Annotated in this window: 14 protein-coding genes and 3 tRNA genes; 1 reads left to right on the top strand and 16 read right to left on the bottom strand. The window is 41.2% G+C overall.

What is annotated here, in order from left to right:
• Positions 1–402: 402 nt before the first annotated feature.
• From rpoC to QHG54_RS02610, 12 genes are all read right to left on the bottom strand, one after another.
• On the bottom strand, positions 403–4,614 hold the full coding sequence (rpoC, locus tag QHG54_RS02555; protein WP_317993109.1) for a DNA-directed RNA polymerase subunit beta': 4,212 nt from the start codon (positions 4,612–4,614) through the stop codon (positions 403–405).
• A 174-nt stretch (positions 4,615–4,788) separates the two neighbouring features.
• Positions 4,789–8,940, bottom strand: coding sequence for a DNA-directed RNA polymerase subunit beta (gene rpoB / locus QHG54_RS02560; RefSeq protein WP_317993108.1), 4,152 nt, complete (start codon positions 8,938–8,940; stop codon positions 4,789–4,791).
• Between the two features lie 288 nt (positions 8,941–9,228).
• Complete coding sequence (gene rplL, locus QHG54_RS02565) at positions 9,229–9,600, bottom strand: 50S ribosomal protein L7/L12 (RefSeq protein WP_004860149.1); 372 nt, start codon at positions 9,598–9,600, stop codon at positions 9,229–9,231.
• Between the two features lie 101 nt (positions 9,601–9,701).
• Positions 9,702–10,220, bottom strand: coding sequence for a 50S ribosomal protein L10 (gene rplJ / locus QHG54_RS02570; protein ID WP_406604391.1), 519 nt, complete (start codon positions 10,218–10,220; stop codon positions 9,702–9,704).
• Between the two features lie 359 nt (positions 10,221–10,579).
• Positions 10,580–11,284, bottom strand: a complete 705-nt coding sequence (rplA, locus tag QHG54_RS02575; protein ID WP_406604392.1) for a 50S ribosomal protein L1 — start codon at positions 11,282–11,284, stop codon at positions 10,580–10,582.
• 4 nt (positions 11,285–11,288) lie between these two features.
• On the bottom strand, positions 11,289–11,717 hold the full coding sequence (gene rplK / locus QHG54_RS02580; protein ID WP_006589357.1) for a 50S ribosomal protein L11: 429 nt from the start codon (positions 11,715–11,717) through the stop codon (positions 11,289–11,291).
• Positions 11,718–11,867: 150 nt separating this feature from the next.
• Entirely contained in the window at positions 11,868–12,398 is a 531-nt protein-coding gene (nusG, locus tag QHG54_RS02585) for a transcription termination/antitermination protein NusG (protein WP_317993104.1), read from the bottom strand.
• A gap of 20 nt (positions 12,399–12,418) precedes the next feature.
• Positions 12,419–12,631: a preprotein translocase subunit SecE gene (secE, locus tag QHG54_RS02590; RefSeq protein WP_406604393.1), complete on the bottom strand. Its 213-nt coding sequence runs from the start codon at positions 12,629–12,631 to the stop codon at positions 12,419–12,421.
• Between the two features lie 214 nt (positions 12,632–12,845).
• Positions 12,846–12,921: transfer RNA gene (locus QHG54_RS02595), tRNA-Trp, on the bottom strand.
• A gap of 57 nt (positions 12,922–12,978) precedes the next feature.
• Positions 12,979–14,154 (bottom strand): elongation factor Tu, encoded by a 1,176-nt coding sequence (tuf, locus tag QHG54_RS02600; RefSeq protein WP_078691533.1) that lies wholly within the window; start codon positions 14,152–14,154, stop codon positions 12,979–12,981.
• 186 nt (positions 14,155–14,340) lie between these two features.
• A tRNA-Gly gene (locus QHG54_RS02605) sits at positions 14,341–14,414 on the bottom strand.
• A gap of 29 nt (positions 14,415–14,443) precedes the next feature.
• Positions 14,444–14,527: transfer RNA gene (locus tag QHG54_RS02610), tRNA-Tyr, on the bottom strand.
• Positions 14,528–14,734: 207 nt separating this feature from the next.
• Between QHG54_RS02610 and QHG54_RS02615 the strand changes: the two genes are divergently transcribed.
• Positions 14,735–15,565 carry a TrmH family RNA methyltransferase gene (locus QHG54_RS02615; protein ID WP_406604394.1) on the top strand — a complete coding sequence of 277 codons (831 nt, stop codon included), beginning with the start codon at positions 14,735–14,737 and terminating at the stop codon, positions 15,563–15,565.
• Here the strand turns inward: QHG54_RS02615 and QHG54_RS02620 are convergent.
• The 4 genes from QHG54_RS02620 to gatB form a co-directional block, all read right to left on the bottom strand.
• A complete protein-coding gene (locus tag QHG54_RS02620) occupies positions 15,555–16,295 on the bottom strand; it encodes a rhomboid family intramembrane serine protease (RefSeq protein WP_406604395.1) in 741 nt (246 codons plus the stop codon). The genes QHG54_RS02615 and QHG54_RS02620 overlap by 11 nt on opposite strands.
• 587 nt (positions 16,296–16,882) lie before the next feature.
• Positions 16,883–17,308: a DUF2155 domain-containing protein gene (locus QHG54_RS02625; RefSeq protein ID WP_317993100.1), complete on the bottom strand. Its 426-nt coding sequence runs from the start codon at positions 17,306–17,308 to the stop codon at positions 16,883–16,885.
• An 81-nt stretch (positions 17,309–17,389) separates the two neighbouring features.
• Positions 17,390–17,788: an NADH:ubiquinone oxidoreductase subunit NDUFA12 gene (locus tag QHG54_RS02630; protein WP_317993099.1), complete on the bottom strand. Its 399-nt coding sequence runs from the start codon at positions 17,786–17,788 to the stop codon at positions 17,390–17,392.
• A 190-nt stretch (positions 17,789–17,978) separates the two neighbouring features.
• Positions 17,979–19,478: an Asp-tRNA(Asn)/Glu-tRNA(Gln) amidotransferase subunit GatB gene (gene gatB / locus QHG54_RS02635; RefSeq protein WP_406604396.1), complete on the bottom strand. Its 1,500-nt coding sequence runs from the start codon at positions 19,476–19,478 to the stop codon at positions 17,979–17,981.
• Positions 19,479–19,569 lie beyond the last annotated feature (91 nt).

Genomic DNA, 19,569 nt, shown 5'->3' on the forward strand with positions numbered 1-19,569 from the left:
CCTAATGTTGCGATCGCTCTTGCATGGAGATAGTTCATAAGAGATATATTTACGCCTTTCTTAAATGGTTTTCTATCCACACGCTAATCCCGCTTGTCACGTGCAAGTAAATTCTTTTTATTGATTCAACATAAAAGGATTTGAAATAAGAGAATCTTACGGTATTCGGGGTTCTCTCTCAACATTCAAAAAAATGAATTATCATGATAAATCAATGTGTTGTTCATTACAGAATAACACTCTAAGCACAATGGGCTTCAAAGGTATTCGAAACGACAATCGCCTTACAGTCTTTACAGTTATATTTGTCAAAAAAACACACTACTTCTACATTTGAAGATTAAAAAAACGCCCGAATTTTATACTCGGACGTTTTGATATCGCTGCAGGCACGCATTGAAATTACTCAGCAGCCGCTCCGCTTGTCATATTTGTTAACATAGCCTTAGCCACTTCGTTATTACTCGATTTGCGCCGTTCATCAACGATCAAATCATCACGAACTGCAGCAATACGGCGGATTTGAGCAATCGTACCACCTGTACCTGCAGGAATGAGACGCCCAACAATAACATTCTCTTTAAGACCTTGCAAAGTATCAATCTTTCCAGAAACCGCTGCTTCAGTAAGCACTCGAGTTGTTTCCTGAAATGATGCCGCCGAAATAAAAGATGGTGTTTGAAGAGATGCTTTTGTAATCCCAAGAAGAATAGGATTACCAGAAGCAGGTTTTTTCCCTTCTGCAATCAAATTATCATTGATTTCATCCAATTCAATACGGTCAACATTATCACCTGGAATATAACCAGAATCGCCAGATTCCGTAATTTCAACTTTTTGCAACATCTGACGAACAATCACTTCAATGTGCTTGTCATTAATTAAAACGCCCTGCAAACGATAAACTTCTTGAATTTCATTAACAAGATAAGATGCTAAAGCTTCAACACCCTTAATCGCTAAGATATCATGAGGGGCCGGATTACCATCAAGGATATAATCTCCCTTTTCAATTTGGTCACCTTCTTGGAAGTGAAATAACTTGCCCTTTGGAATCAAATATTCTACCGGCTCGAGAGTTTCATCATTTGGTTCAATGATAATACGACGTTTATTCTTATAACCACGACCGAACCGAATTGTACCACTGACTTCAGCAATGATCGCATGATCTTTTGGACGTCGCGCTTCAAAAAGCTCAGCTACACGCGGAAGACCACCCGTAATATCTTTTGTCTTGGCACTTTCCATGGGTAAACGAGCAATAACATCACCTGCCTTAACATGGGCACCAGGCTCAACAGAAAGAATGGTTTCCACTGACATCATGTAACGGGCTTCACCCCCCTTATACAATTTAGCAATGTTTTCACCCTTTTTATCTGAATGGATGATAATGGCTGGTTTTAAATCAGCACCACGTGGATTAGCACGCCAATCAATGACCAAACGCTTCGTAATACCCGTAGATTCATCAGCTGTTTCAGTAACTGATAAACCATCAATCATGTCTTCAAAGCCTACATAGCCCTCAACCTCAGTAAGAATCGGACGTGTGTAGGGATCCCATTCTGCTATACGTTGGCCACATCTAACCACATCACCATCATCAACAAAAATACGCGCACCATAGCTAATACGATGAACAACACGCTCTTTTCCGGACCCATCCTTGATAATGATAGCCATATTACGTCCCATAACCACTAAATGGCCTTCAGAATTGCGAACCACATTGCGATTACGAATCTCTACCGTACCTTCATAAGATGCTTCCAAATGAGATGAATCAACAACCTGCGCCGTTCCCCCTAAGTGGAAAGTACGCATAGTAAGCTGAGTTCCCGGTTCACCAATTGACTGAGCAGCAATAACACCAACTGCCTCACCCTGATTAACCGGTGTCCCACGTGCCAAATCACGTCCATAGCACTTGGCGCAAACACCAAGGCGCGTTTCACATGTCAAAGCAGAGCGAATTTGGACAGACTGAATTCCGGCTTCTTCAATCTTAGCAACATCAGCCTCCTCAATCATTGCACCACCTTCAAGGATAACCTCTCCAGAAACTGGATGCAAAATATCAACAAGCGCCGTACGACCAAGAATTCTTTGCCCAAGAGATGCAACAATTTGTCCTGCATCAACAATTGGCTGCATGGTAAGACCCTTTGCAGTCCCACAATCAACTGCTGAAATAATAGCATCTTGTGCAACGTCAACAAGACGCCGTGTTAGATAACCAGAGTTGGCAGTTTTTAACGCAGTATCAGCAAGTCCTTTACGGGCACCGTGAGTGGAGTTGAAGTATTCGTTAACGGTTAGACCTTCCTTAAAGTTTGAAATAATTGGTGTTTCAATAATTTCACCCGATGGTTTTGCCATTAACCCACGCATACCAGCCAACTGCTTCATCTGGTTAGCAGAACCACGTGCACCAGAATGTGACATCATATAGATCGAATTCATTGGCCGCTGACGACCTGTTTTAGGATCAAATTCGACAGCCTGAATACGTTTCATCATTTCATCCGCAACGCGATCTGTACATTTACCCCAAGCATCTACAACCTTGTTATATTTTTCACCTTGCGTGATCAAACCATCATTATACTGCTGCTCATATTCTTTAGCCAAAGCTTCTGTTTCTGCAACCAAACGCGACTTGCTATCAGGGATAACCATATCATCCTTGCCAAAAGAAATTCCCGCACGACAAGCATGGGAAAAGCCAAGCTGCATAATACGGTCACAGAAAATAACCGTCTCTTTTTGCCCACAGTGCCGATAAACCTGATCAATCATTTTAGAAATATTCTTTTTAGTCATTTCTTGATTAACAATATCAAATGAGATATTTGGGTTTTTCGGCAAAAGCTCCCCGATAATCAAACGACCAGGTGTTGTATCATAAAGTTTAGCAACTTCTTTCCCATCATTGTCTATACTTTTAACACGACCTTTGATCTTCGTATGAAGAGTTATAACCTTATTTTCCAAGGCATGATGAAGCTCACCTATATCAGAAAAAGCCATCCCCTCACCGGGTTCTTTTTCAGAAACAATCGAAAGATAGTAAAGACCAAGAACCATATCCTGTGAAGGAACAATAATTGGCGCACCATTGGCTGGATGAAGAATATTATTGGTCGACATCATCAAAACACGAGCTTCAAGCTGCGCTTCAAGAGAAAGCGGAACATGAACCGCCATCTGATCACCATCAAAATCCGCATTAAAAGCTGTACATACCAATGGATGAAGCTGTATAGCTTTTCCCTCAATCAAGATAGGTTCAAAAGCTTGAATCCCCAAACGGTGCAATGTTGGCGCGCGATTCAGCAAAACAGGATGTTCACGAATAACCTCATCCAAGATATCCCAAACTTCCGGATGCTCTTTTTCAACGAGCTTCTTTGCCTGTTTTACAGTTGATGAATACCCCTTTGCATCAAGCCGCGCATAAATAAATGGCTTAAATAATTCAAGAGCCATTTTTTTGGGAAGACCACATTGATGCAATTTTAATTCAGGACCTGTCACGATCACAGAACGTCCAGAGTAATCAACACGCTTTCCAAGTAAGTTTTGACGGAAACGTCCTTGCTTACCCTTTAACATATCTGAAAGAGATTTTAGTGGACGTTTGTTCGCTCCAGTAATCACACGCCCACGCCGGCCATTATCAAACAGTGCATCAACAGCTTCCTGCACCATACGCTTTTCATTGCGCACAATAATTCCAGGAGCACGCAACTCAATCAGTCGTTTCAATCGGTTATTACGATTGATAACCCGCCGATAAAGATCGTTCAAATCCGACGTTGCAAAACGACCACCATCAAGCGGAACCAATGGGCGTAAATCCGGTGGAATAACCGGAATCGTTTTCATAATCATCCACTCTGGTCTATTGCCAGATTCAAGAAAATTTTCAACGATCTTAAGCCGTTTAATTAATTTCTTCTGCTTTAATTCCGAAGTGGTCTCAGATAATTCGACGCGCAAATCGTTCGCAATCTTCTCTAACTCCATGCCAGCTAGAAGTTCGTAAATAGCCTCAGCACCAATCATGGCAGTAAACTGATCTTCTCCGAACTCATCAATAGCAAGCATATATTCTTCTTCAGAAAGAAGCTGATGGAGCTTAAGGGATGTCAACCCTGTTTCTGTTACAATATAATTCTCAAAATAAAGAACCCGCTCAATATCCTTCAAAGTCAAATCTAAAAGTGTGGAAATGCGACCTGGTAACGATTTAAGGAACCAAATATGAGCCACAGGCGCCGCAAGCTCAATATGTCCCATACGTTCACGGCGTACGCGCGAAAGGGTAACCTCTACACCACATTTCTCACAGATAATGCCCTTATATTTCATGCGTTTATATTTACCGCATAAACATTCATAGTCCTTTATCGGACCAAATATACGTGCACAGAAAAGACCATCACGCTCTGGCTTAAAAGTCCTATAATTAATAGTCTCAGGCTTCTTGATCTCACCGTACGACCAGGACAAAATCTTCTCAGGACTCGCAATTGAAATACGAATAGAGTCAAATGTCTGCGCTGGCGCATGAGGATTGAAAAGATTCATGACCTCGTGGTTCATGCTGTTCTCCTTCAAAGATTCTTAGAACCTGTTGTAATATCTCATTAATTCTACTACAGATCTTATTTAAAATCGTTCCTACTTTTAAACTGTCTGTACTACCTTAATAGAAATCTTTTTATTTAGCCTCTCAGAACAATCAGAGCGCACTCCTTGCCAGTGCGCTCCTTTAAATTATTGTTCTGTTGTATCAGACAATGCCCGTTGTGCAATAAGCTCACGTGCATCATCAAGTTCGACATTAAGAGCGAGTGAACGCATTTCTTTCACCAACACATTAAAGCTCTCTGGTATACCCGCCTCAAATGTATCGTCACCACGCACAATCGCCTCATAAACTTTTGTTCGACCAGCCACATCATCTGATTTCACTGTCAGCATCTCCTGTAAAGTGTATGCTGCACCGTAAGCTTCCAGTGCCCAGACTTCCATTTCACCAAAACGCTGACCACCAAATTGTGCCTTACCACCTAACGGCTGCTGCGTCACAAGCGAATATGGTCCAATCGAACGTGCATGAATTTTATCATCAACAAGGTGATGCAATTTCAACATGTAAATATAACCCACCGTCACCGGACGATCAAAAGGCTCTCCAGTACGACCGTCATAAAGCGTGACCTGCCCTGAGCTATCCAAGCCTGCTTCTTCCAGCATCATGTTGATATCAGCTTCATGCGCTCCATCAAAAACAGGTGTTGCAATTGAAACACCTTTCCTCATCTGCAGTGCTAATTTGTAAAGGCTTTCATTATCATACTGACGTACTGGTTCATTATGATTATTATCAGGCATGAGATTTTCAATACGCTGACGTAAAGGAAGTATATCCCCAGTCTCTTGATACAAATCTATCAAATCGCCAATCTTCTTGCCCATACCTGCACATGCCCAACCAAGATGTGTCTCAAGAATTTGACCCACATTCATACGGCTAGGCACACCAAGCGGATTCAAGACGATATCAGCATGAGTTCCATCTTCAAGAAATGGCATATCTTCTATTGGAAGAATACGTGATACGACACCCTTATTACCATGACGTCCTGCCATCTTATCGCCTGGTTGGATTTTGCGTTTCACAGCCACAAAAACCTTTACCATCTTCATGACGCCAGGGGGCATTTCATCGCCTCTTTGGACCTTCTCAACTTTGTCCATAAAACGACGTTGCAATGCTTCTTTTGATTCATCATACTGCTTACGCAAAGCCTCAATTTCATTCTGAAGCTTTTCATCCTCAACAGCAAAGAGCCACCACTGCGATCGCGGATAGTGACCCATGATCGTACTATCAAGCTTCTTACCTTTTGCGAAGCCTTTCGGACCTTCTACAGCGACTTTATCTGTCAACATATCGGTAAGACGCGCGTAAACATTGCGATCAAGAATCGACTGTTCATCATCACGATCTTTAGCTAAACGTTCAATTTCCTCACGTTCAATCGCCATCGCACGTTCATCTTTTTCCACACCATGGCGGTTAAAAACACGAACTTCCACAACAGTACCAAAAGTCCCAGGAGGCATTCGCATAGAGGTATCACGAACATCTGAAGCCTTTTCCCCAAAAATTGCACGCAGAAGTTTCTCTTCTGGTGTCATGGGACTTTCACCCTTTGGTGTAATCTTACCAACCAAAATATCACCAGGTTGAACTTCAGCACCAATATAGATAATGCCAGCCTCGTCAAGATTCCTTAACGCTTCTTCCGCAACATTGGGAATATCGCGCGTAATCTCTTCAGGACCAAGCTTTGTATCACGTGCAGCAACCTCAAATTCCTCAATATGAATCGAGGTAAAGACATCATCAGCAACGATACGCTCGGAAAGCAAAATGGAATCTTCATAATTGTACCCATTCCAAGGCATAAATGCTACAAGAACATTCCGCCCAAGAGCTAAATCACCAAGATCGGTAGACGGGCCATCTGCAATGATATTACCCTTCTCTATCCGATCACCAACATGCACAAGAGGACGCTGGTTAATACAAGTAGACTGGTTGGAACGCTGAAATTTCTGTAAACGGTAAATATCAACCCCAGATTTTGAAGGATCCAAATCTTCTGTCGCACGAATAACAATACGGGTTGCATCAACTTGATCAACAATACCACCACGCTTTGCACCAACAGCAGCACCTGAATCGCGCGCTACTATTGCTTCCATACCCGTACCAACAAATGGCGCTTCAGCGCGCACAAGCGGAACTGCTTGACGCTGCATGTTCGACCCCATCAGCGCACGATTCGCATCATCATTTTCCAAAAATGGAATAAGAGCAGCAGCTACTGAAACCAACTGTTTTGGTGAAACATCCATTAAATCAACATGATCGCGCGGCGCCATCAAAACTTCACCCGCATGACGGCAAACAACAAACTCTTCTGTAAAACGTCCTTCAGCATCTAATGAAGAATTGGCCTGAGCTACATAATGCTTTGACTCTTCCATAGCAGAAAGATAAATAACCTCTGTCGTCACTTTACCATCAATAATTTTGCGGTATGGGCTCTCAATAAAACCATATTTATTAACCCGTGCAAAGGTTGCTAAGGAGTTAATCAGACCAATATTAGGACCTTCAGGTGTTTCAATCGGACAAATACGACCATAATGCGTAGGATGAACGTCGCGAACTTCAAAGCCCGCACGTTCACGAGTCAAACCGCCTGGACCAAGAGCAGAAAGGCGACGTTTATGGGTAATTTCTGATAACGGATTAGTTTGATCCATAAACTGCGATAATTGTGAAGAGCCAAAAAATTCACGCACCGCTGCTGCAGCTGGCTTTGCGTTGATCAAATCCTGAGGCATAACGGTATCAATTTCAACCGATGACATACGTTCTTTTATCGCACGCTCCATACGGAGTAAACCAATGCGATACTGATTTTCCATCAATTCCCCAACTGAGCGAACACGACGATTGCCAAGGTTATCAATATCATCAATTTCCCCACGACCATCACGCAACTCAACCAACATCTTAACAACAGCAAGAATATCTTCTTGACGCAAAACGCGAACCGTGTCTGGACAATCAAGATCCATACGCAAATTCATCTTAACACGCCCAACAGCGGAAAGATCATAACGCTCCGGATCAAAAAACAACGAATGGAACATAGCTTCTGCTGTATCTATTGTTGGTGGCTCACCGGGACGCATTACTCGATAAATATCAAACAATGCATCCTGTCGACTTTCATTTTTATCCACTTTTAAAGTATTGCGGATATATGCCCCAATATTCATATGATCAATATCAAGGATATTAATTTGATCCGCATGAACATCAAACAAAATCTTTAATGCTTTTTCGTCAATTTCATCACCAGCTTCAAGGTAAATCTCACCTGTCTCGTAATTGACTATATCTTCTGCTAGATAGGACCCTAATAAATCATCCTCACTGACTTTAACCGCTTTTAGACCTTTTTCTGCCAAAGTCTTAGCAGCACGAACCGTTAATTTCTTACCAGCTTCAGCAACAACTTCACCACTATCCGCATCGACAAGGTCAGAAACGACCTTCATTCCTTTAAAGCGATCAACAGAATAAGGAATACGCCATCCATCTCCGTCCCGCTCATAGGTAACTTTATTATAAAAAGTCGACAAAATATCTGATGCATCCATACCTAATGCCATCAAAAGACTCGTAACAGGAATCTTGCGACGCCGATCAATACGAGCGTAAATGATGTCCTTAGCATCAAATTCAATATCAAGCCAAGAGCCACGATAAGGAATAACACGAGCAGCAAAAAGAAATTTTCCTGATGAATGGGATTTTCCTTTATCATGGTCAAAAAAGACACCCGGAGAACGATGCATCTGTGAAACAATAACACGCTCAGTACCATTAACGATAAAAGTACCATTCGTCGTCATTAAAGGCATATCGCCCATATAAACGCCCTGCTCTTTAATATCTTTGATATCTTTCGAACCAGTATCCTCATCAACATCAAAAACAATTAAACGCAATATGACTTTTAATGGTGCCGCATAAGTCAAATCACGTTGACGACATTCTTCAACATCAAATTTTGGTAAATCAAATTCATAACCAACAAACTCGAGCATAGCTGTACCGGAAAAATCCGAAATAGGAAATACCGACTTAAAAACAGCCTGCAAGCCTTCATCTGGACGCCCGCCTTTCGGTTCCTCAATCATGAGAAACTGATCGTATGATGCTTTTTGAACCTCAATAAGATTTGGCATTTCCGCCACTTCAGGAATCTTACCAAAAAACTTGCGTACGCGCTTACGACCATTGAATTGAGACGTCATTGCTAGGGTCTGAGCCATCGTCGCTCCTCGATCTTTACTCTTCAAGGTAGACTAAACCTTGAAAGCTTTACATCATTAACCTGCACATGCAGACCAGTTCATTTGATACTCAATGGTGAGTATCACCAATTCACCCCATTAACACCAGCCATCGATTTACTTGGCTCCGAAATGAGGGACACTCGGAGTAAACCCCACACCCGTTACAGCTGCTCAACTGTTGGGAAAAGGGTTTCATTAACCACCTTCTCTCCTTTCAGAAGAAAGGAAATCGGCGAACATAAATGCCCGCCGATAAAATCAAATTTACTTAAGTTCAACTTTAGCACCAGCAGCTTCAAGTTGAGATTTAATTTTTTCTGCTTCGTCTTTAGAAGCACCCTCTTTAATAGGCTTAGGGGCCCCTTCAACAAGATCTTTAGCTTCTTTAAGACCAAGCCCTGTAAGAGCGCGAACTTCCTTAATAACATTAATTTTTTGAGCACCACCTTCAACAAGAATAACATCAAATTCTGTCTTTTCTTCAGCAGCTGGAGCAGCAGCACCGGCAACAGCAGCAACAGCTACAGGAGCAGCCGCGGAAACTCCCCATTTCTCTTCCAATAATTTAGAAAGCTCAGCAGCTTCCAAAAGAGTTAGGTTAGAAAGGTCTTCTACGATCTTCGCTAGATCAGCCATTTTAAAATTCCTTCAATTAAAAGATTCGAACCATTGTTTAGAACTTATTCAAAAAACAGAAAAGCATCCAAGCCCTTCCATCACCATGAATACAAACAGCCTTAAGCCGCTTTACCCTCCTGAGCATATGCGCCAATGACACGTGCAACCTGACCAGCAGGTGCATTAACAACCTGTGCAATACGGGTCGCAGGTGTAGAAACCATACCAATAAGTTTCGCCCGCAACTCGTTGAGCGAAGGTAATGAAGCCAAAGACTTCACAGCATCTACACTCAAATTTGTTGCACCCATTGAACCGCCAAGGATGACAAATTTGTCATTGCTTTTCGCAAAATCAACAGCAATTTTCGGTGCTGTAATTGGATCTTCTGAATAAGCGATAAGTGTTTGCCCAGTGAACAAATCCACTATCGATTCAGATTCCGTGCCCTGAAGAGCGATTTTAGCAAGACGGTTTTTGGCGACTTTAACGGCACCGCCAGCTTCACCCATTTTTGAACGAAGATCGTTCATCTGTGAAACTGTCAGACCGGAATAATGTGCAACAACAACAGAACCAGACTTTCTAAAAGCCTCGTTAAGCCATGTAACAAATTCGCGTTTTTCCGCTCTATTCACTGTCTCTCTCCATTTAACAGATCTGTTTAAAACAAATCTGTTGGTTACCTTTGATAACATAAAATACTTCATGCTATCGATGAGGATCCTGTCCCCTTTTTCACGCACAACGATCAAAGGCAACCTTGGCTCAAACCCTTTAAGTTTTTAAACTCTACAGTTCTTACCCCAGTCTCATGTAGGCTTTTTTGATTAAGATACCAGATAGTATCACCCACAATCTCGGACAGGATATTCCGGAATTTCTCCCGGTATAACCCAAGCTCAATAAAGCTTAGATAGCCGAATGCCGACAAAAAGCGACATCCTAAATACTTTTTTTGATATTCACATACCCCAAAATAAAATTACAAGTCTGCTTATACCGATTCTGAACGAACAGTCGCAGGATCAACTTTAATTCCAACCCCCATAGTAGAAGAAACTGCAACACGCTTAATATATTCACCTTTTGCCCCTTGCGGCTTAGCTTTAATAACCGCACTAGCAAAAGCTTTAATATTTTCCACTATCTTCTCAACTCCAAAAGAAGCCTTACCGATACCAGCATGTACAATACCAGCTTTTTCAACGCGAAACTCAACAGCACCACCTTTAGAAGCTTTAACAGCATTGGCAACATCAAGCGTTACAGTACCAACTTTGGGATTTGGCATCAAACTGCGTGGACCAAGAATCTTACCAAGACGACCAACAAGAGGCATCATATCTGGCGTGGCAATACAACGATCAAAATCTATCGTCCCACCATTAATGCTTTCAAACAAATCTTCAGCTCCCACAATATCTGCACCAGCAGCCTTAGCTTCCTCAGCTTTATCCCCACGCGCAAAAACAGCAACACGAACATTGCGTCCAGTTCCATTGGGCAAATGAGCTACACCTCGAACCATTTGATCTGCATGACGAGGGTCAACACCCAAGTTCATTGAAATCTCAATTGTTTCATCAAACTTAGCAACCGCACGCTCTTTAACCATCGAAACTGCATCTTTTAAAGCGTAAAGTTGATTAAAATCAATATCTTTACGGATATTTTTTATTCTCTTTGCTACTTTTCCCATAATGTTAGCCCACCACTTCCAAGCCCATAGAGCGAGCTGAACCTTCAACCATGCGCATCGCTGCCTCAATGTCGTTCGCGTTAAGATCCTTCATTTTTGCTTCTGCAATTGAACGAATTTTATCACGAGGGATACTCCCTACAGACACCTTACCAGGCTCTTTAGAACCAGATTTTAAATTTGCTTCCTTCTTTAAGAAAAACGATACAGGAGGAGTCTTTAAAGAAAATGTGAAAGATTTATCTTGGTAATAAGTGATAATTACTGGAATCGGTGCACCCTTTTCCATTTCCTGTGTAGCCGCATTAAACGCCTTACAGAATTCCATGATATTAATACCACGCTGACCGAGAGCAGGACCAATCGGTGGAGACGGAGTTGCCGCTCCTGCAGGAACCTGCAACTTGAGCTGACCTATACTTTTTTTTGCCATAACAATCTGCCTTCAATTTCACTGGTAAACAGACAAATAATCCTATCCACTTACCGGCTGCAGTCGAGTGGTTCGGATCATTAAGCCGACAAAAGCCACAAATCACCTCCCACCAGTTACTTAAAGTGATTAAAACCACTCTAAGCTTAATCAGAGTTTTTCAACCTGACCAAATTCCAAATCAACAGGCGTAGGACGCCCAAAAATTAATACCTCCACCTTAAGGCGAGAGCGCTCTTCTTCAACCTCTTGAACAATTCCATTAAACGAAACAAAAGGACCATCAGCAACACGCACTTGCTCTCCAACTTCAAACAATACTGAAGACTTCGGAGAATCAACACCTTCCTGAACTTGTTTAAGAATTTGTTCTGCCTCCCGATCAGAAATGGGAACAGGACGCGAATCCGAGCCCAAAAAACCCGTCACTTTAGGCGTGTTCTTAATGAGATGATAAACCTCATCTGTCAATTCAGCACAAACAAGAACATAACCAGGAAAAAATTTCCGCTCGGTATCAACCTTACGACCACGACGAACTTCAACAACACGCTCCGTTGGAACAAAAATCTTTTCAAATAGATGATCAAGTCCTTTTTGTTTTGCCTCCTTATCAATAGCTTCCGCTACTTTCTTTTCAAAATTTGAATATGCTTGAACAATATACCAACGAGCAGCCACAATCACACTTCCTTGCACTGTCAACTAAAAAGATATTTCAAGAGATCAATACCACGCCAAACACCAAAATGCACAACTTGATCCACAACAAAAAAGAAAGTTGAAGCCAATGTTGTCACTAACAACACCATAAAAGTCGAGATCACTGTCTCACGACGTGTAGGCCACTTTACCTTAACTGTTTCTGCATAAACCTGCTTTAAAAAGGTAATAGGATTGCTTTTAGATGCCATCAGTCACCACTATACTCTTTCTCTAACCATATTGTAATTTATACAACAAATAAAATACGACAAAAACGTAAAAGACTAATCTACAGTCTTATACAGTTATCCCGGTCTCTACTCAATACCGATTCACACACAAAAAAACAAGCCCTATACGAAAAAAAGCGAAGAAGGCAGCTTAAATCTACCTTCTCACTCACTAAAAAAACTCACTCACCTGTGGCAGGGGCAGCAGGACTTGAACCCGCGACCTGCGGTTTTGGAGACCGCCGCTCTACCAACTGAGCTATACCCCTAACTCTCAAAATTAAAATACCTTTAACACACCTTCAATAACTATTATTGACCACTCTTTACTCAATGATTTTAGAAACGATACCTGCACCAACAGTACGACCACCTTCACGAATAGCAAAACGCAGCTTCTCTTCCATTGCTATCGGAACGATCAATGAAACATCCATCGCAACATTATCACCAGGCATAACCATCTCTGTACCTTCTGGGAGCGTAACAATCCCTGTCACATCTGTTGTACGGAAGTAAAACTGTGGACGATAATTGGTAAAAAATGGTGTATGACGCCCACCTTCATCTTTCGTTAAAATATAAGCCTCTGCTTTAAAGCGCGTATGAGGCGTAACTGAACCAGGCTTCGCCAAAACTTGTCCACGCTCAATCCCTTCACGATCAACACCACGAAGCAGCGCACCAATGTTATCACCTGCTTGACCTTGATCCAAAAGCTTACGGAACATCTCAACCCCTGTAACTGTCGTCTTAGAAGTCGGACGAATTCCTATAATCTCTATTTCCTCACCAACCTTAATAACACCGCGCTCAACACGACCAGTCACAACAGTTCCACGTCCTGATATCGAAAAAACATCCTCTATCGGCATCAAAAACGGCTGATCAACAGGACGCTCAGGAGTCGGTATATAATTATCAACTTCGCTCATCAAAAGACGAACCGCATCTTCACCAATGCTTTTATCTTTATCTTCAAGAGCCGCCAATGCAGAACCTTTAACTATTGGTATATCATCTCCTGGAAAATCATATTTCGACAAAAGCTCACGAACTTCAAGCTCAACAAGCTCCAAAAGCTCAGCATCATCAACCTGATCTACCTTATTAAGAAAAACAACAATCGCTGGAACACCAACTTGACGCGCCAAAAGAATATGCTCACGAGTCTGAGGCATCGGACCATCAGCGGCCGAAACAACCAAAATCGCACCATCCATCTGCGCCGCTCCCGTGATCATGTTTTTCACATAATCCGCGTGCCCAGGACAGTCAACATGGGCATAGTGGCGCTTCTCTGTTTCATATTCAACATGCGCCGTAGAAATGGTAATCCCACGCGCACGCTCCTCTGGTGCCGCATCAATTTGGTCATACGCTTTAAATTCACCAAAATATTTCGTAATTGCTGCCGTTAATGATGTCTTCCCATGATCAACGTGACCAATCGTACCAATATTAACATGCGGCTTCGTACGTTCAAATTTGCTCTTCGCCATTGTTGTCAATCTCTTGTTTTGTTAGCACCTGGAAACAGCTCTCCAGAACTGAATTAAATCGGACCGATAAAGAAGCCCAACCATTACAACTCTTAGACGGTAAATCCGCCCAATTTATGATGGGAATACTTCCCCATCATACTGATTTGCCTAATCATCAACAACCATTTGGCATTAATAACCATCTGGAGCGGGTAGCGGGAATCGAACCCGCATATTCAGCTTGGAAGGCTGCTGCTCTACCATTGAGCTATACCCGCACACCACGTAATAACTCTCTTTTGACAAATGGTGGAGGGGGTTGGATTCGAACCAACGTAGCATACGCAACGGATTTACAGTCCGCCCCCTTTAACCACTCGGGCACCCCTCCATTACATCGTCAAAGTCGCGCGATGAGGCATCACTACAACCAAATCTTGATCACTTATTCAATTCAAATTGGCTGCGGGCTGGTTATGCCGATTACTATCCCATCTGTCAACAGAATAAATACAATTCCGTACAAAAATCCTATTAATAATTTCAAACCACAACTTTTTTCTATCTACTTTTGTCATTAACACGCTATAAAGAAAATATGAAAGAAAAAATATCGAAAAATTTTCACTCTTCTCGTCTACGGCGTCGATCGCACCATACAAAAGGCTTTCCCTCTCCGCCCGCAATGCGCGTGGAACAGAAAACATCTCTCTTAAAAGAAGGATTAATCCGTCTTTATGGTATCCACTCAGTTTATGCAGCTTTTAAAAATCCCAAAAGAGTTTTTAAGCATCTCTATGTCACACCAAATGCCTTAAAACGGTTAAATATCCCCGAATCAGATCTCCCTTGTCCTATTACATTATGCGCACCCAAACAACTTGATTCGCTGGTTGGAAAGGATGCAGTTCATCAAGGGGTTGTTGTCGAAACTGTTCCCCTCAAACCATGCCAATTGTCTGAGCTAACCAACACTGATCTCGTTATTGTCATGGATCAAATTACTGATCCACATAATGTCGGCGCTATTATGCGTTCTGCAGTTGCATTTAAAGCTGGAGCACTCATCACGACTTGTCGCCACTCTCCCCAAGAAAGCGGTGTTCTTGCCAAAGCTGCCTCAGGAGCTCTAGAGATGATTAATTATATCACCGTACGAAACCTCGCCGACGCACTCCAAGAACTCCATGAAGCAAGTTTTATCAGCTTTGGACTCGATTCAGAAGGTGAGCACCTTCTAGAAACAGCCTTAACAGGCCAAAAAATTGCCCTCGTTCTGGGAGCAGAAGGTAAAGGCTTACGCAAAAAAACACGTGAAACTGTTTGCGCCTTAACACGCCTTGATATGCCTGGAAATATTAAATCATTAAATGTTTCAAACGCAGCAACAATAGCACTCTATGCAGCTCATAAATATCTCAGACTATAATTTTTCCTTTACTATGCGAAATATCAAAAAAGCCCACCAACAAAAAGCCCGAAAAAAGCCCGCCAATATGAGCCTCCCATGCAATTGAAACACTCTCTCCTCCAAATAAAGAGGAGAAAATTCCTATGATAAAATTAATAATTAGCCATACACCAATATAAACAAGCACAGTCCTAGAAGAAAGCGCTTTTTTAATCGACCACAAAGGGCCGAAAAATCTTTCATTCTTTGTACTCATACCAAAATGAACAGGGGAAAAACCATAACGTGCAACAGCACCTATCATTCCAGAAACTGCACCTGACGCTCCAACAAGTGATACTATACTATCTTGATGAAATGTAAAATAAGTCAACGCAGAAATAGCTGCCGTTAATACCCAAAAAATTAAAAACCGTAAACTGCCAAAATGCCTTACCAAAGGAGACCCAAAAACCAAAAGCCAAGCCATATTAATAGCAATATGTTCAAAACTACCATGCATGAAGGAATAACTCACAATAGTATGACCAAATGCTAAAGGATCTGCCTTGAATAACACCGGTGTAAATGAAAAAAATTCAAGGTTCTTAATATAGAACTGATCAGAAAAAAAATACTGGGGAATAAAATAAGTACAAAAACATAGTCCTATTAAAATGACTATAACCAATGGAACATTCAGCAATGGTTCTTTAGACTTTTTTCCTAAAAAAAGAGTCTTATTACATTGATGATCAGCATCTTTCATTATCTAAAATCTCATACTTTATTGTAGAATTGATCGCTCTTTGCACAAAACAAATATATCAGTTTTGATAATGCAAAACCGAATTTAAACCTATATTTCTTCAGTTTCTGCTACTAAATGTCGCATATCACACCGTGAAAATATTTTGTATCTTATACAAAATATTTTGAAAAACGGGTATCAAGAATATCATCTACAAAATTGCCGCCCCATTCTAAACTCAAATTGAGATTGTTTAAATTAGCTGAATTTTTATTGTATCAATAATACAATCTTGATTGCTAAGCTATTTAACGGCCATATCAATCACAATGAAAAAACTAAACCCTCATTAGAATCAAAGCACATCAACGCATTTGTGTTCTTTCTGTATAAGAATAAGGCTTTATCGTTTAGATAACCCGATAACTAGTCGCCAAAGAAAATCACCATAAACGCAAAAGAGATAAACCTGCCTCTTAAACACTAAAGTAAAAATATCAACAAGCATTTAATTTCAGCATCTCAGCGCTACAATTAAAAAAACACCTGGATAGAAGACTTATAAAATAATGCGCTGATCTCAATACATAACTTCACATAACAGATCATTGAAGAGATAGATTTTGAGAGTTCTGCTTGCAATCTTTTAACCACACATCATAAATAGGATGCTCTACAGCATTCAAACCAGGACTATCGGCATACATCCATCCTGTAAAAATACGCCGTACTTTTTTATCTAATGTTACCTCATTAACTTCAACAAAACCAGTTGTACGGGTCGGCTCATCCTTGGAACTCGTATAGCACACACGCGGTGTCACCTGCAAAGCACCGTATTGATAAACTTCACCAAGAGAAACTTCAAAACGCGTCGTGCGACCAGTAATTTTATCAAGACCAGAAAAAACAGCAATTCCATTGCTAACACGTGCAGCCTGCACTCTATCCATTGAAGACAAGACCACTATCATCCCGATAAAAAAAGCACAAAAAACATGCCTTAACCCTGGAAGTAAAAAAAAACTCATAACATCAAATCAATCGCATCTATAAACAATTATAACTACAAATAGTGCAAATAAAAAAATACACGCACACACTAAAACATTTTATTTTTTAGGCGACCATGCATCATAATCCTCATGTACAGAAACGCGTTCACCATTATGAACAATCGAGCCCTTTGGTCGATAAGCTGCTTTTGTCCCCGTCATGTTAGCAACATGGGGCTTTTCCCATTCATACGGTTGATAACTCTCCTGCGTAGGTGGACTATCACAGCGATGATGAATCCAACCATGCCAACCTGGTGGAATAGTAGAAGGCTCAGAATAACCCTTATAAATTACCCAACGGCGCTGATAACCATCCTTATGAGCACTCCCCTCATAATAAACATTTCCAAACTGATCCTCCCCTACGCGCTTGCCTTTGCACCACGTAAAAAAGCGCGTATTGATGGTATTACCACTCCACCACGTAAAGACTTGCTTAAAAAAACTAGCCATCCTTTATTCCATTTCTTAGCTTACCTACAAAATGAACCGTTGGAATAAACCTTTCATGACGCTTGAAATTACTGAAAATAAAAAATACCAGTAAACTCAATTACGATTTCATTTGATAGAAAATCTTAATTTGTATTTCCTCAGCTACAAGAGAATATCATATTTATGGACTTTTCTCCACCCCATAATATTAATCTATACCAAGTTTCACCTTAACCAGTTCATTAACAGTTTGAGGATTCGCCTTACCACCTGTTGCTTTCATTACCTGTCCAACAAACCAACCAATCAAAGCAGGCTTTTGTTTTGCTTGCGCAACTTTATCAGAATTATTGGCAATAATCTCATCAACGGCTCTCTCTATAGCCTTTGTATCTGTTACCTGCTTCATATTGCGCTCTTCTACAACCTGACGCGGATCCCCACCTTCATTCCAAATAATTTCAAAGAGATCTTTGGCAATTTTTCCAGAAATGGTCCCTTCTTTAATAAGATCAATGATACACCCTAATTGGCTTGGTGTTACTGGCGTCTCTTCAATCCCAAGATTATCTTTATTTAAAGCACCCAAAAGATCATTAATCACCCAATTGGCTACTGTTTTTCCATCGCGCCCACGTGCCACTTCTTCAAAATAATCCGCGATCGCTCTTTCTGTTACAAGAATGGAAGCATCGTACGGAGTTAACCCCATCTTATTGATAAAGCGTGCTTTTATATCATCGGGCAATTCGGGCAACTCTGCTGCCAAAGCGTCAACAAATGCTTGATCAAATTCCAATGGCAAAAGATCAGGGTCAGGAAAATACCGATAATCATGCGCTTCTTCCTTTGAGCGCATAGACCGCGTCTCACCTTTCGCTGCATCAAACAGCCGTGTTTCTTGATCTATTACACCGCCATCTTCTAAAATTGCAATCTGACGACGTGCTTCATATTCAATCGCTTGACCAATGAAACGAATAGAATTAACATTTTTTATCTCACAGCGCGTTCCAAAATTTTCGCCAGGACGACGAACTGATACATTAACATCCGCACGCATGGAACCTTCATCCATATTGCCATCGCAGGTACCCAAATAACGAACAATTGTCCGCAATTTTGTCATATAGGCTTTGGCTTCATCTGCTGAGCGCAGATCCGGTTTAGAAACAATTTCCATAAGAGCGACACCAGAACGGTTAAGATCTACAAAAGACATCGTTGGGTGCTGATCGTGCATTGACTTTCCAGCATCCTGCTCAAGATGCAATCTTTCGATCCCAACCTCAATGTCTTCAAACTGGCCATTTGAATCTGGACCAACAGATATAGTGATCTTGCCCTCACCTACAATCGGATATTGAAATTGAGAAATTTGATACCCCTGTGGTAAATCTGGATAAAAATAATTCTTACGATCAAAAACAGACTTCAGATTAATATTAGCCTTTAATCCCAAACCAGTCCGCACCGCTTGACGAACACACTCTTGATTAAGAACAGGCAACATACCAGGCATAGCTGCATCAATAAGTGATACGTGATTGTTGGGTTCAGCACCAAATTTGGTTGAAGCACCTGAAAAAAGTTTTGAATTTGATATGATTTGCGCATGGACCTCCATGCCAATGATGACTTCCCAATCACCAGTAATTCCAGAAATAAAACGTTTAGAATCAGGGGTACGCGTATCAATGATTTCCATTGCCAATCCACTATCAACATTAAAAAATATACTCGATGGCTAATGCAAAACCACTATAAGTGCAAGCCTAGAATATAAATCTCATAAAAGA

It is taken from the genome of Bartonella gliris (genome assembly GCF_045277155.1).
GTDB lineage: Bacteria > Pseudomonadota > Alphaproteobacteria > Rhizobiales > Rhizobiaceae > Bartonella > Bartonella gliris.

Bases quoted from the DNA above. Each gene is read 5' to 3' on its own strand.
- rpoC (WP_317993109.1), bottom strand. From the start codon at position 4,614: ATGAACCACGAGGTCATGAATCTTTTCAATCCTCATGCGCCAGCGCAG.
- rpoB (WP_317993108.1), bottom strand. From the start codon at position 8,940: ATGGCTCAGACCCTAGCAATGACGTCTCAATTCAATGGTCGTAAGCGC.
- rplL (WP_004860149.1), bottom strand. From the start codon at position 9,600: ATGGCTGATCTAGCGAAGATCGTAGAAGACCTTTCTAACCTAACTCTT.
- rplA (WP_406604392.1), bottom strand. From the start codon at position 11,284: ATGGGAAAAGTAGCAAAGAGAATAAAAAATATCCGTAAAGATATTGAT.
- rplK (WP_006589357.1), bottom strand. From the start codon at position 11,717: ATGGCAAAAAAAAGTATAGGTCAGCTCAAGTTGCAGGTTCCTGCAGGA.
- secE (WP_406604393.1), bottom strand. From the start codon at position 12,631: ATGGCATCTAAAAGCAATCCTATTACCTTTTTAAAGCAGGTTTATGCA.
- tuf (WP_078691533.1), bottom strand. From the start codon at position 14,154: ATGGCGAAGAGCAAATTTGAACGTACGAAGCCGCATGTTAATATTGGT.
- QHG54_RS02615 (WP_406604394.1), top strand. From the start codon at position 14,735: ATGAAAGAAAAAATATCGAAAAATTTTCACTCTTCTCGTCTACGGCGT.
- QHG54_RS02620 (WP_406604395.1), bottom strand. From the start codon at position 16,295: ATGAAAGATGCTGATCATCAATGTAATAAGACTCTTTTTTTAGGAAAA.
- QHG54_RS02625 (WP_317993100.1), bottom strand. From the start codon at position 17,308: ATGAGTTTTTTTTTACTTCCAGGGTTAAGGCATGTTTTTTGTGCTTTT.
- QHG54_RS02630 (WP_317993099.1), bottom strand. From the start codon at position 17,788: ATGGCTAGTTTTTTTAAGCAAGTCTTTACGTGGTGGAGTGGTAATACC.
- gatB (WP_406604396.1), bottom strand. From the start codon at position 19,478: ATGGAAATCATTGATACGCGTACCCCTGATTCTAAACGTTTTATTTCT.